We start from the raw sequence: 14,084 nt of genomic DNA on the forward strand, positions 1-14,084 counted from the left end.
CGCAGGGGAGAAAAGCTGCTCGCCAAGCCCGCAGACCACTCGTAAACTCATCGCTCACTCATGCCTGGGATGACAGCTGACGCCGTTCAGTCTCAGGCAACTCGATGTTGACTTGAGGTTTACCGCCCGGTGACTGCTTTCCCCCGCTGTTGTCTGCTGACTCGCCTGTTTTTCGTCTGCCTGCTGGCCTTGTTTCCCATCGCCGCAGCTCAGGCGGTCGCTCTGCCGGGCGTGCTGGGCGGAGGACAGAAAACCCAGCCGCAGGCGCAGGAACCGTTGGGGCAGTCGCTGGATGAGGTGATCAAGACCCTGGAAAACGACCAGCAACGCAGCCAGTTGCTGGCCGACCTGAAAAAACTTCGCGACGCCACGCAAAAAGCCCAGCCCGGCACCGATCAGGGCGTGCTGGGGTTGATCGGCAGCACTTTGAGTGACTTCGAGAGAAAATTCGCCGGTGAAGACAGCCCGATCAGACGCTGGGCCGAAGAAATCGATCTGGCTCAGGATGAACTCCTGGCGCTGGCCTTACCGGCCAAGGAGTGGCTGCCGATCATCTTCGGTTTCGCCCTGGTGCTGCTGCTCTGGAGCCTGTTGGCCGCGGCGCTGATCTGGCTCGGCCATTGGGTGCGTGTGCGTTTCGGCTTGTCGGAAGATCTGCCGCAAAATCCCGGCACCCTCGACATGCTGCGCTTTACCTTGCGCAAATTGGGGCCATGGCTGATCGCACTGGTGATCACGGTTTATCTGAGCTATTCCCTGCCCTCTTCCCTGGGCAAGGACCTGGCGATGGTGCTGGCCTACGCGCTGGTGGTCGGCACGCTGTTTTCGGCAATCTGCGTCATCGCTTTTTCAGTGCTCGACGGGCCGCATCGCCACCGGGCTCTGTATATCCTGCGTCACCGAGCCTTCCGCCCGTTGTGGCTGATCGGCAGTTTCGCGGCATTCGGTGAGGCACTGAGCGACCCGCGCCTGATCGCCAGCCTTGGCGTGCATCTGGCCCACACGGCCGCGACCTTTGCCAATGTCATGGCGGCGCTTTCCACCGGCTTGTTTATCCTGCGGTTTCGGCGGCCCATCGCGCACCTGATCCGCAACCAGCCGCTGTCCCGGCGCCTGACCCGCCGCGCCCTGACCGATTCCATCGAGATCATCGGCAGCTTCTGGTACGTGCCCGCCTTGATGCTGGTGGGTGTGTCGCTGTTTGCCACCTTCTTTTCGGCGGGCGATACCAGCACCGCGCTGCGCCAGGCCTTGTTGTCCACAGTGTTGCTGGTGGTGGGCATGGTCATCAACGGCCTGGTGCGCCGTCACGCCATGAGGCCGCGTCATGGTCATAAACGCCACGCTTTGTATTCCGAGCGCCTGCACAGTTTTTTCTACACCCTGATGCATCTGCTGGTCTGGCTGGTCTTCATTGAGCTTGGCCTGCGAGTCTGGGGCCTGTCGCTGATTCGTTTCGCCGAGGGTGATGGTCACGACATCAGCATGAAGCTGATTAATCTGGCCACAACGCTGATGTTTGCCTGGCTGGTGTGGATTCTCAGCGACACCGCCGTGCATCACGCCTTGACGCGTTCGCGCAAAGGGCTGGCCAATGCCCGGGCGCAGACCATGATGCCGCTGATTCGCAACGTGCTGTTCGTGGCAATCTTCATCATTGCGATGATCGTCGCCCTCGCCAACATGGGCATGAACGTCACGCCGCTGCTGGCCGGTGCCGGCGTGATCGGCCTGGCCATCGGTTTCGGCGCCCAGTCATTGGTAGCGGACTTGATCACCGGGCTGTTCATCATCATCGAGGATTCGTTGGCCATCGACGACTATGTGGACGTCGGCGGGCATCTCGGTACTGTCGAAGGCCTGACCATCCGCACCGTTCGCCTGCGGGATATCGACGGCATCGTGCATACGATCCCGTTCAGCGAAATCAAAAGCATACAGAATTACTCCCGGGAGTTCGGCTATGCGATTTTCCGGATCGCCATCCCGTCGAGCATGAACATCGACGATGCGCTGAAGATGATCCGCGATGTGGGTCAGAAAATGCGCACCGACCCGTTGCAGCGCCGCAACATCTGGTCGCCGCTGGAGATTCAGGGCGTGGAAAGCTTCGAGTCGGGCAACGCGATCCTGCGCGCCCGTTTCAAGACCGCGCCGATCAAGCAATGGGAAGTTTCCCGAGAGTTCAACCTGTCCCTGAAACGCCATCTGGATGAAGCCGGGATGGACCTGGCGACGCCGAGGTTGAGTGTGCAAGTGATGACGGCGGGAAGTGCGGAGCGCAAGGAAGTCAGATCGGGAAGTTGAAATGCTTTCGCGAAACCTGTGGGACCGGATTTAGCCGGGAAGGGGCCAGTCCAGACAATGCATCTGCGGCGTCTGAAAGTCTTTCGCGAGCAAGCTCGCTCCCACACAAGATCGCTCCTCCAAAGGCTTCGTGCGCTCAAATATCCTTCACTACCGCACTCACATGAATCGCATCATGGCGCCAGTATTCCAGGTCACAGTCGATCAGCCGCCCTTGCTGGTCGAAATTGACCCTGGCGATGCGCAGGCCGGGGCTGCCGAGGGAAACCTTCAAGGCTGCCGAGGCTTCGGCGTGCAGCGCAGTGGGCACCATTTCGAACTGGACCTGGCCGTAGCGCAGGTTGTACTGGCTGTCGTACAGCTCGGTCAGTGACTGATTAAGGTCGTAATCGAGAATTCCGGGGAAGTATTCCGGGTTCAGGTAATGCTCCACGTACAGCACCAGCCGTTGATCAATACGGCGTGCGCGGCAGATCTGGATCACGCTGGACAGCGCCGGCAACTGGAGCAATTCGCAGATTTTCGCCGAAGCCGGCTGCAGACGCGCGCTGATCACCTGGGTCTCGGCAATCCTGCCCTGGGCGCTGACCATCGCGTGAAAGTGACTGCGCCGCATCAGGTCATAGGCCAGACGCGGCGGCGAAATGAACCAGCCACGGCGTTCCTCGCGATAAATCAAACCGAGTGCTTCGAGCTGCACCAGCGCTTCGCGCAAGGTAATGCGAGTGGTATCGAACACTTCGCTGAGTTTGCGTTCGGCGGGCAGCTTGCTGCCGGGCGGCAGCAAGCCATGCTCGATCTGCTCTTGCAGCGCATTGCAAATCGTCGTCACCGCACGTGGTACGTCTTCGCGCATCAAGTTACCTATCTGGACTAGACCAGCGCCATTTCGGGGCACCGGCTGCTCGGGGCGCACCGCACGATGCGTGTAAACAGCCTATTGAGCGTAGATGACTATTGAGTGACAAGGCGCATCACAAACCATGCCAAGCCAGCTTTCTAAAAAGACTTAGCCCTTGCAGATCAATCGTTTGCTGATGGTCTACGCTTACGCGACGGCCTGCGTCCCGCCTCGGAACGAAGCCACCAAAAAGCCATGCCGACATGAAAATGTCATTGAACGAGCTTAACTTGGCTCAGGTATTGCTGACCTAGACCAACCCACCCGCAACGAACACTTCTAAAAATCTTGAAGAAGTGCACAAGGAGCTTCGAATGAAACACCTTTTGCTGGCATCACTCCTCGGTTCCGCTATTGCCTTTAGCACCGCTGCCATGGCTGCGGACGTTGACCTCAAGACCCTCGAAGCCGCCGCCAAGGCGGAAGGTGCGGTCAACAGCGTCGGCATGCCTGATGACTGGGCGAACTGGAAAGGCACCTGGGCAGACCTGCAAACCAAATATGGTCTGAAGCACATGGACACCGACATGAGCTCGGCCCAGGAAGTGGCCAAGTTCGACGCGGAAAAAGACAACGCCAGTGCCGACATCGGCGACGTAGGCGCGGCCTTTGGCCCCATCGCCACTGCCAAGGGTGTTACGCAACCCTACAAGCCAAGCACCTGGGAGCAGGTTCCGGACTGGGCCAAGGATAAAGAGGGTCACTGGGCGCTGGCCTACACTGGCACCATCGCATTTATCGTCAACAAGAAGCTGCTGCACGGTTCGGAAGCCCCAACCAAATGGGCTGACCTGAAAGACGGTAAATACAAAGTCACCATCGGCGACGTCAGCACCGCGGCCCAGGCTGCCAATGGCGTGCTGGCAGCAGCGATCGCCATGAAAGGCGACGAAACCAATATCGCCCCGGGCCTGCAACTGTTCACCGAGCTGGCCAAGCAAAAACGCCTGGGCATCAATAACCCGACTATCCAGAGCATGGAAAAAGGCGAAGTCGAAGTCGGTATCGTCTGGGACTTCAACGGCCTGAGCTATAAAGCCAAGATGGCCAACCCGGATGACTACGTTGTGCTGATTCCATCTGACGGATCGGTGATTTCCGGCTATACCACCATCATCAACAAATACGCCAAGCACCAGAACGCGGCCAAACTGGCCCGTGAATACATCTTCAGCGACGCCGGCCAGACCAACCTGGCCCGTGGTAACGCGCGTCCGATTCGTGCCGAGCACCTGAAACTGCCGGAAGACGTGCAGAAACAACTGCTGCCGAACGAACAGTACAAAGGCGTAACGCCGATCAAGAACCCTGCGGCATGGGAAGCGACCTCCAAGGCGCTGCCACAAAAGTGGAACGAGCAAGTCATCGTCGAAATGCAGTAATCCGCAATCAGCTTCAGGGATGAAGCCACACCGCTCACGCAACGTTTGCAACACACGCAACAGAAGGCGGGACAGGCTCACTGTCTCGCCTGTCTTGTATGAATTCCGCCGGAGCGCTGGCTCATGAAACACAACGTCATCCTGATCGTGCTCGATGGCTTGAACTACGCAGTGGCCCGGCATGCGATGGGGCATTTGCAGGCCTACAGCAACGCTGGTCGGGCCGCCCTCTACAAGCTGGAATGCGAGTTGCCGGCACTTTCCCGTCCGCTGTACGAATGCATCCTGACCGGCGTTGCGCCGATCGACAGCGGCATCGTGCATAACCAGGTTTCACGGCTGTCCAACCAGCGCAGTGTGTTTCATTACGCGACAGCCGCTGGATTGACCACGGCGGCCGCGGCCTATCACTGGGTCAGCGAGTTGTATAACCGTACTCCGTTCGACGCCGCCCGCGACCGGCATACCGATGACCTGGAGCTACCGATCCAGCACGGGCACTTCTATTACGCCGACCATTACCCGGATTCGCACCTGTTCGCCGACGCAGAAAGCCTGCGCGTCAGGCACAGACCCAATTTTCTGTTGATTCACCCCATGAACATCGACGACGCCGGGCACAAGCACGGCCTCGATTCCGCGCAATACCGCAACAGCGCACGCAGCGCCGATATCGTGCTGGCCGATTACCTGCAACGCTGGCTCGACGCCGGCTATCAAGTGCTGGTGACCGCCGACCACGGCATGAACAACGACCGCTCGCACAACGGTCTGCTGCCGGAGGAGCGCGAAGTGCCGTTGTTCGTGCTCGGCGATGCGTTCAGCTTCAATGCCAACGCTGCCCCTAAACAAACCGATCTGTGCGGCATTGTCTGCGAACTGCTCGGCGTGGCCCACGACAAACCGGTCTGCCGGGAGATATTCAATTGAGCACACTTACCCGAGGCAAATGGTTGGGGCTGCTGTGTCTGGTGCCCTTCGCCATCTTCTTCATCATCTTTCAGATCGCGCCGCTGGTGTGGGTGGCGATCAACAGCCTGCACTCCGATGCCGGTTGGGGGATCGAGAACTTCATCACTGCATTCAACTCGCGGTTCTATCGGCAAGCGATGCAATACAGCCTGGAGATCAGCTTCTGGTCGAGCCTGTTCGGCATCGTGATTGCGGTGCTCGGCAGTTATTCGCTGCGTAAGGTGGACTCGCGGCTGCGGGACTTCGTCAACGCCTTCGCCAATATGACCAGCAACTTTTCCGGGGTGCCGCTGGCGTTCGCCTTCATCATTCTGCTGGGCTTCAACGGCGCGCTGACGTTGATCCTCAAGCAGGCCGGCATCATCGACGACTTCAATCTGTATTCGAAAACCGGGTTGATCATTCTCTACACCTACTTCCAGATTCCCCTGGGCGTGCTGCTGCTCTACCCGGCTTTCGACGCCTTGCGCGAAGACTGGCGAGAGTCGGCGTCACTGCTCGGCGCCAGCAGCTTTCAGTTCTGGCGCTACATCGGCTTGCCGGTGCTGACGCCCGCGCTGCTGGGCACCTTCGTGATTCTGCTGGCCAATGCACTGGGGGCTTACGCCACCGTCTACGCGCTGACCACCGGCAACTTCAACGTGCTGCCGATTCGCATCGCAGCCATGGTGGCTGGCGATATCACCCTTGATCCGAACATGGCCAGCGCCCTGGCGATGATTCTGGTCGGCCTGATGACGCTGGTCACTGTCGTCCATCAGTGGTTGCTGAAGAGGAGCTACCATGTCTCGCGTTGAACGAGGTCCCGCCAGGCTTTACCACCGGTTCGTGGTCTATGCGCTGTTTTTCATCCTGCTGCTGCCTTTGGCTGGCACGCTGCTGTATTCGGTGGCGACCAGTTGGTCGGCGACTATTCTGCCCAGCGGCCTGACCTTCAAATGGTACATCGCGCTGTGGAGTGACCCACGTTTCCTCACTGCTTTCGGTCAGTCGTTGCTGGTCTGTGTCGGCGCGCTGATCCTGTCCGTGGTGCTGATCCTGCCGCTGCTGTTTGTGGTGCATTACCACTTTCCGCGTCTGGACAGCCTGATGAACATCCTGATCCTGCTGCCCTTCGCCGTGCCGCCGGTGGTGTCCTCGGTCGGTTTGCTGCAGCTGTATGGCTCGGGGCCAATGGCGATGGTCGGCACGCCGTGGATTCTGATCGGCTGCTACTTCACCGTCGCACTGCCGTTCATGTACCGCGCCATCACCAACAACCTGCAAGCCATCAACCTGACTGACCTGATGGACGCTGCCCAACTGCTGGGCGCAAACACCTGGCAGGCGGCGTTTCTGGTGGTGCTGCCCAACCTGCGCAAGGGTTTGATGGTCGCGCTGCTGTTGTCGTTTTCCTTCCTGTTCGGCGAATTCGTGTTCGCCAACCTGCTGGTCGGCACCCGCTACGAAACCTTGCAGGTGTACCTGAACAACATGCGCAACAGCAGCGGGCACTTCAACAGTGCGCTGGTGGTTTCCTACTTCCTCTTCGTGCTGCTGCTGACCTGGGCTGCCAACCGACTGAATAAGGACAAGGACTGATATGAGTTTTGTCAGTGTCGAAAATCTGCAAAAAACCTATGGCAGCACAGCGGTCTTCAGCGACATCAATTGCACGATCGAACGCGGTGAATTCGTCACCCTGCTCGGCCCGTCCGGATGTGGCAAATCGACCTTGCTGCGCTGCATCGCCGGCCTGACCTCGGTCAACAAAGGGCAAATCCTGCTCGATGGTGTCGACCTGGTACCCGTCACACCGCAGAAGCGCAATATCGGCATGGTGTTCCAGAGCTATGCACTGTTCCCGAACATGACCGTGGAGCAAAACGTCGCGTTTGGCCTGCGCATGCAGAAGGTCAACGCCGACGACACCCACAAGCGTGTCGCCGAGGTGCTGAAACTGGTGGAACTGACCGAACTGGCCAACCGCTATCCGCATCAGATGTCCGGCGGCCAGTGCCAGCGTGTGGCCCTGGCGCGCTCGCTGGTTACCCGTCCGCGCCTCTTGCTGCTGGACGAACCCCTCTCGGCGCTGGATGCACGGATTCGTAAACACCTGCGCGAGCAGATCCGCGCCATTCAGCGGGAATTGGGCCTGACCACGATTTTTGTCACCCACGATCAGGAAGAAGCGCTGACCATGTCGGACCGCATCTTCCTGATGAACCAGGGCCGCATCGTGCAAAGCGGCGATGCCGAAACCCTTTACACTGCCCCGGTCGATGCGTTTGCCGCAGGTTTCATCGGCAACTACAACCTGCTCGAAGCGGATGAAGCCAGCCGCCTGATGCAGCGCCCGATCAGCAGCCGCATCGCGATTCGCCCGGAAGCCATTCAATTGAGCCTGACCGGTTCCCTGGAAGGCGAAGTGCGCAGCCACAGCTTGCTGGGTAACGTGATTCGTTATCGGGTCGAAGCCCGCGGCGTGGAATTGGTGGTAGACGTGCTCAACCGCTCGGCGGACGATTTGCATCCCAATGGCCGACGTGTGACGTTGAGCATTGATGCCTCGGCGCTCTGTGAAGTCGCGTGATCGCCGACGCAAAACTGTTGGAGATTCTGTGTTGCGAGCAAGCTTCCCTCCAACGAGATCGAGTAATTTTGAGGACCGTGGGTAATGCCTTTAGCAATTTTTGACCTGGACGAAACCTTGATCGCCGGCGACTGCGCCAGTTTATGGAGCGAGCAGATGGGCCGCCTCGGCTGGGTCGATCCCGAGTCGTTCATCAAGCGCGATCACGAACTGATGCATGCCTACAGCGAAGGCAAGCTGGCGATGGAAGACTATATGGCCTTCAGCCTGGAGCCGATGCTGGGTCGTACGCCGGAGGAAGTCGATCACCTGGTCGGCCCGTGGGTCGAGGACTTCATCGAGCCGATCATCTTCAGTGACGCCACCAAATGCATCGCCGAACACCGCGCCGCTGGCGACCGGATTCTGGTGATCTCGGCGTCGGGCGTGCATCTGGTCAAGCCGATTGCCGAGCGCATCGGTATCGACGAAGTGCTGGCGATTGAGCTGGAGGTGCAGCACGGGGTTTACAGCGGCAAGACCGTTGGCACGTTGACCTATCGCGAAGGCAAAGTGACCCGGCTCATGGAGTGGCTGGACACCGAAGGCGAAAACCTCGAAGGCGCGAGCTTTTATTCCGACTCACGCAACGATCTGGCCCTGCTGCTCAAGGTCGATCATCCGCATGTGGTCAACCCGGACCCGACCTTGCTGGAACACGCCCAAAAGGCCGGCTGGCCGGTGCATCACTGGAAATAATCGTTACATCATTGTGGGAGCGAGCTTGCTCGCGAATAGGCCAGTACATCCGTTAAATTTCTATACGCTGGATACCGCCTTCGCGAGCAAGCTCGCTCCCACAGGTTTTAAAACCGCTTCAATCACACCAGGCTTTCATCAATCACCAACACCACTTTCCCGGAAACCTGATTGGTCGCCAGTTCGGCGAACGCCGCTTCGGCGTCGTTGATCGGGAAGCTGCGGGCCAGCTGTGGTTTGAGGCGGCCTTCGGTGAACAACGGCCAGACGTTGTGCGCCAGGTCGAGCAGCAAGTCGGCCTTGAACTGGTCGTCACGACTGCGCAAAGTCGAACCCAGCAACTGGATGCGTTTACCCAATATCTGGGCCAGATCCAACTGCGCTTCGCGGCCGCCCATCAGGCCGATCAAGACCCAGCGACCATCGACGTTCAGCAGCTTCACATTCAGCACCGCATAGTTGGCGCCGACCGGATCGAGAATCACGTCAAAGGGTGCGAAGTCTTTCAGGCTGTCGATGCTTTCGCTGCGCACGACACCGCCCTGAGCGCCCAATTCGATGCAGTACGCCAGACGCTCGGCCGATCCGACACTGACCCAGACCGGGTTGCCGAACGCCTTGCAAAGCTGAATACCCGCTGAACCAACTCCACTTGCCCCGGCGTGCAGCAAAACTTTTTCGCCCGGTTTGAGTGCCGCCAGCTGGAACAGATTCAGCCAGGCGGTGGCGTAAACTTCAGGGATTGCCGCCGCCTCGTGCAGCGATATGCCTTCGGGCACCGGCAACACGTGACGCGCATCGGCAACCACTTCTTGCGCCATGGCACCACCGGCCAACAGCGCGCAAACCCGGTCGCCAACCTGCCACGCAGAACCCGCACCGACTTCGGCAATCAGCCCGGAACATTCCATGCCGAGAAATTCGCTGGCCCCCGGCGGCGGCGGATACAGGCCCGCGCGCTGCAATAAATCAGCGCGATTCAAACCTGCGGCGGCCACTTTGATCCGGACTTGACCTGCATCAAGAGCAGGACTCGGTGTCTCGACCCATTCCACTCGACCTTCAACGCCTTGCAATGCCTTCACGGTGCCTCCATAGTGAGTCTGGACTGAGCCCGAAGCTATAGACGCCCGGGCTTTTTGCATTATGCGACCGGATCCGACGGGACCGGCGACTTCAAAGACGGCCTAATATGCGTTATCAATTGTCCCCGCGTCGAATCAGCATGAAGCATTTTTTCCCAGGCACCGCCCTCGCCCTGCTCGTTGGCCTCAGTATTCTGCCAATGTCTGCCAGCTCTTTCGCCGCCAACAGCTGGGATAACCTCCAGCCTGATCGCGACGAAGTGATTGCCAGCCTCAACGTGGTTGAGCTGCTGAAACGGCACCATTACAGCAAGCCGCCGCTTGACGACAAGCGCTCGGTGATCATTTACGAGAGCTACCTCAAGCTGCTCGATCCGGCACGCAGCTACTTTCTGGCCAGCGATATCGCCGAGTTCGACAAGTGGCAGACCCAGTTCGACGATTTCCTCAAGAGCGGCGACCTGAACGCCGGGTTCACCATCTACAAGCGCTACCTGGACCGCATCAAATCGCGTCTGGATTTCGCCTTGGCAGAGCTGAACAAGGGCGTCGACAAACTTGATTTCACCGCCAAGGAAAACTTGCTGGTTGATCGCAAGGACGCCCCATGGGCGAAGAACCAGGCTGAACTGGACGACCTGTGGCGCAAACGCGTCAAGGACGAAGTCCTGCGCCTGAAGATTGCCGGCAAAGATCCGGCGAAGATTCAGGAAACCCTGACCAAGCGCTACAAGAATCAGCTGTCGCGCCTGGCCCAGACCCGCAGCGAAGACGTGTTCCAGGCTTACATCAACACCTTTGCCATGTCCTACGATCCGCACACCAACTACCTGTCCCCGGACAGCGCGGAAAACTTCGACATCAACATGAGCCTGTCGCTGGAAGGCATCGGCGCCGTGTTGCAGAGCGATAACGACAACGTGAAGATCGTGCGTCTGGTGCCGGCAGGTCCTGCGGCCAAGACCAAGCAGGTCGCTCCGGCTGACAAAATCGTCGGCGTCGCCCAGGGCGACAAAGAGATGGTCGACGTGATCGGCTGGCGTCTGGATGAAGTGGTCAAGCTGATCCGTGGTCCTAAGGGCTCGATCGTGCGCCTGGAAGTGATTCCGGCCAGCAATGCGCCGAACGACCAGACCACCAAGATCGTCGCCATCACTCGTGAAGCGGTGAAGCTCGAAGAACAGGCTGCGAAAAAATCGATCCTGCACCTGAATCAGGACGGTCGCGACTACAAGCTGGGCGTCATCGACATCCCGGCGTTCTATCTGGACTTCAAGGCCTACCGTGCTGGCGATCCGGAATACAAGAGCACCACCCGCGACGTGAAGAAACTGCTGACCGAACTGCAAGCCGAGAAAGTCGACGGTGTGGTTCTGGACTTGCGTAACAACGGCGGCGGCTCCCTGCAGGAAGCCACCGAGCTGACCAGTCTGTTCATCGACAAAGGCCCGACCGTGTTGGTGCGCAACGCCGATGGTAAAGTCGACGTGCTGGAAGACGAAGACACCGGCGCCTTCTACAAAGGCCCGATGGCGTTGCTGGTCAACCGCTTGTCCGCCTCGGCTTCGGAGATTTTCGCCGGTGCCATGCAGGACTACCACCGCGCGTTGATCATCGGCGGCCAGACCTTCGGCAAAGGCACCGTGCAGACCATTCAGCCGCTCAATCATGGCGAGCTGAAACTGACTCTGGCCAAGTTCTACCGGGTTTCCGGGCAGAGCACCCAGCATCAGGGCGTCGTGCCGGACATCGCCTACCCGTCGATCATCGATACCAAGGAAATCGGCGAAAGCGCGCTGCCTGAGGCCATGCCTTGGGACAGCATCAAACCGGCGATCAAGCCGGCGGTCGATCCGTTCAAGCCATTCCTGGCGCAGTTGCAGACCCGACATGAAGCCCGTTCGGCGAAAGACGCCGAATTCGTCTTCATCGAAGACCGTCTGGCCCTGGCCAAGAAATTGATGAGCGAGAAAACCGTCAGCCTCAACGAAGTTGACCGTCGCGCTGAACATGCCTCTATCGAAGCCAAGCAGCTGACTCTGGAAAACACCCGCCGCAAGGCCAAAGGTGAAGAGCCACTCAAGGAGCTGAAAAAAGAGGACGAAGACGCGCTGCCGGTTGAAGACGACAAGACCAAACCGGAAGACGACGCTTACCTGTCGGAAACCGGGCGAATCCTGATCGACTATCTGGGGCTGAACGCGGCAGTGGCCAAGAAATAAAAACCACATGGATAATGGCTGTTTAATGGCAACGGTCATCAAACAGTCATGAATCTGTCGTGAAATACAGGGGCTGAACGCTACAACGCTCAGCCCCTTTTTCTTGCCTTGAGATCGCCATGACCGCAACTGAACAGCTGAACGCATTGAGTTCAATTCTGGCTCATGGCGATTTACACAGTCTGTTCCAGCCCATCGTGTCACTGTCCGAACGCCGCATTCTCGGCTATGAAGCCCTGACCCGAGGCCCATCGAACAGCTCGTTGCACTCACCGATCAACCTGTTTGCCATTGCCCGCCAGTCCGGTCGCCTCAGCGAGCTGGAGTTGCAGTGCCGGGAGAGCGCGTGTCGGCGGTTCAGCCAGCAGAAGCTGCCCGGCAAGCTGTTCCTCAATATTTCTCCGGAATCCTTGCTGGAACCTGCGCACCCGCCAGGTCGAACCTTGCAGCTGTTGCAACGCTACGGCATCGCGCCCAGCAATGTGGTGATCGAACTGACCGAGCAGACGCCCACCGAAGATTTCGAGCTGCTGTACACCGCGCTGCACCACTATCGCGATATGGGTTTCTCCATCGCGATGGACGATCTGGGCGCGGGCTATTCGAGCCTGCGCCTGTGGTCGGAACTGCGTCCGGAATACGTCAAGATTGACCGGCACTTCATCGACGGTATCCATCAGGACGCGGTCAAGCGCGAGTTTGTCGGCTCCATGCTGCAAATGGCCAGAGCTTCCCGGGCGCTGGTCATCGCCGAGGGCATCGAGTTGCCCGAGGAACTGGCGGTGCTCAGGGAAATGGGTGTGGAGCTGGTTCAGGGCTATCTGCTCTGTCGCCCGCAAGAACAACCACCGCGAGACGCGCAAGCGATGCTGCCCAAGCTGGAAAGCAGCTCAACACTGGTGCTTACCGAGGAAGGTAGCGATTTGAGTGCCCTGCTCAACGAGCAAGCGGCGGTGGTGCACAACATGCCGACCGCTTCGGTGCTCGAAGCGTTTCGCAAGCAGGCCAATCTCAATTCCCTCGCGGTGCTGGATGAAAACGGCCAGCCGTGCGGGATTGTTCATCGGCATTCGTTATCGGAAATCCTCCTCAAGCCCTTTGCCACCGAGCTGTTCGCCCGCAAGCCGATCAGTCGCCTGATGAGCGATGACTTTCTCGCTGTGGAATTGAGCCAGTCCCTGGCGCAGGTCAGCCGCCTGCTGACCAGTCGCGCCCGGCAGCGGATCGAAGAAGACTTCATCATCACCCAGAACGGCCGTTATCTGGGCCTGGGCCGGGTGATCGATGTGCTCAAGCTGATTACCGAGATGAAGATCCAGCAGGCCCGTTACGCCAACCCGCTGACCTTGCTACCCGGAAATGTGCCAATCCAGCAGTGCCTGACCCGATTGTTGCAACAGGGCCGGGAATCGATGATCTGCTACGTGGATATCGACAGTTTCAAGCCCTTCAACGATATCTACGGTTATGGGCGCGGCGACGAGGTTCTGCTGTGTCTCGCCCAATGCCTGAACGACCGGATTGACCCCAGTCGCGACTTTGTCGGGCACATTGGCGGCGATGATTTCCTGATGGTGCTTGGCTCGGAAGACTGGAACAAGCGTCTGAACGCCCTGCTGGAAGACTTCCAGAATCAGTGCCGACGTTTCTATCGGGCCGAACATCTGGAAGCGGGCTGCTTCATCGCCTTGAACCGCCATGGTCAGCGCCAGGAGTTTGCCCTGCTGTCGCTGTCCATCGGCGTCATCCACCTGCATCCTGAATCCTGCGCGGAGCTGGACGCCAGTCGCCTGGCCGAACTGGCCTCACAGGCCAAGCACTACGCCAAGGAAGTCGCCGGGGCGAGCCTGCATGTGATCGATACGCGAGAGCTGGATTTGTTGGCGATGGGGTGATGGCGCGAAT

General features: G+C 59.1%; 11 protein-coding genes. 9 read left to right on the forward strand and 2 right to left on the reverse strand.

All coding sequences use genetic code 11. The features are described from left to right. Window positions 1-129: 129 nt before the first annotated feature. Window positions 130-2,307: a mechanosensitive ion channel domain-containing protein gene (locus AABC73_RS21170; protein WP_341520814.1), complete on the forward strand. Its 2,178-nt coding sequence runs from the start codon at window positions 130-132 to the stop codon at window positions 2,305-2,307. A gap of 136 nt (window positions 2,308-2,443) precedes the next feature. Here the strand turns inward: AABC73_RS21170 and AABC73_RS21175 are convergent, their stop codons facing one another. Then, window positions 2,444-3,163 (reverse strand): UTRA domain-containing protein, encoded by a 720-nt coding sequence (locus AABC73_RS21175; protein WP_341520815.1) that lies wholly within the window; start codon window positions 3,161-3,163, stop codon window positions 2,444-2,446. Window positions 3,164-3,522: 359 nt separating this feature from the next. On the opposite strand from AABC73_RS21175, the gene AABC73_RS21180 reads away from it, so the two are divergent. From AABC73_RS21180 to AABC73_RS21205, 6 genes are all read left to right on the forward strand, one after another. Continuing rightward, window positions 3,523-4,590 carry an ABC transporter substrate-binding protein gene (locus AABC73_RS21180; protein WP_341520816.1) on the forward strand — a complete coding sequence of 356 codons (1,068 nt, stop codon included), beginning with the start codon at window positions 3,523-3,525 and terminating at the stop codon, window positions 4,588-4,590. A 123-nt stretch (window positions 4,591-4,713) separates the two neighbouring features. After that, complete coding sequence (locus AABC73_RS21185; RefSeq protein WP_341520817.1) at window positions 4,714-5,520, forward strand: alkaline phosphatase family protein; 807 nt, start codon at window positions 4,714-4,716, stop codon at window positions 5,518-5,520. Then, the gene (locus AABC73_RS21190; RefSeq protein WP_020289248.1) at window positions 5,517-6,359 is read left to right on the forward strand and encodes an ABC transporter permease subunit; all 843 of its coding nucleotides are present in this window, start codon (window positions 5,517-5,519) and stop codon (window positions 6,357-6,359) included. Before AABC73_RS21185 ends, AABC73_RS21190 begins: the two co-directional genes overlap by 4 nt. After that, window positions 6,346-7,143, forward strand: a complete 798-nt coding sequence (locus AABC73_RS21195; protein ID WP_341520818.1) for an ABC transporter permease — start codon at window positions 6,346-6,348, stop codon at window positions 7,141-7,143. The genes AABC73_RS21190 and AABC73_RS21195 overlap by 14 nt, the downstream gene beginning before the upstream one ends. A gap of 1 nt (window position 7,144) precedes the next feature. Beyond that, entirely contained in the window at window positions 7,145-8,134 is a 990-nt protein-coding gene (locus tag AABC73_RS21200) for an ABC transporter ATP-binding protein (protein ID WP_341520819.1), read from the forward strand. Between the two features lie 84 nt (window positions 8,135-8,218). Continuing rightward, the gene (locus AABC73_RS21205; RefSeq protein WP_341520820.1) at window positions 8,219-8,872 is read left to right on the forward strand and encodes an HAD family hydrolase; all 654 of its coding nucleotides are present in this window, start codon (window positions 8,219-8,221) and stop codon (window positions 8,870-8,872) included. Between the two features lie 122 nt (window positions 8,873-8,994). On the opposite strand, the gene AABC73_RS21210 is transcribed toward AABC73_RS21205, so the two are convergent. After that, entirely contained in the window at window positions 8,995-9,957 is a 963-nt protein-coding gene (locus AABC73_RS21210) for an NAD(P)H-quinone oxidoreductase (RefSeq protein WP_341520821.1), read from the reverse strand. Between the two features lie 140 nt (window positions 9,958-10,097). On the opposite strand from AABC73_RS21210, the gene AABC73_RS21215 reads away from it, so the two are divergent. Next, window positions 10,098-12,179: a carboxy terminal-processing peptidase gene (locus AABC73_RS21215; protein ID WP_341520822.1), complete on the forward strand. Its 2,082-nt coding sequence runs from the start codon at window positions 10,098-10,100 to the stop codon at window positions 12,177-12,179. Between the two features lie 119 nt (window positions 12,180-12,298). Continuing rightward, window positions 12,299-14,074 carry a bifunctional diguanylate cyclase/phosphodiesterase gene (locus tag AABC73_RS21220; protein WP_341520823.1) on the forward strand — a complete coding sequence of 592 codons (1,776 nt, stop codon included), beginning with the start codon at window positions 12,299-12,301 and terminating at the stop codon, window positions 14,072-14,074. The last annotated feature ends 10 nt before the right edge of the window (window positions 14,075-14,084 follow it).

Source organism: Pseudomonas sp. G.S.17, assembly GCF_038096165.1.
Lineage (GTDB): Bacteria > Pseudomonadota > Gammaproteobacteria > Pseudomonadales > Pseudomonadaceae > Aquipseudomonas.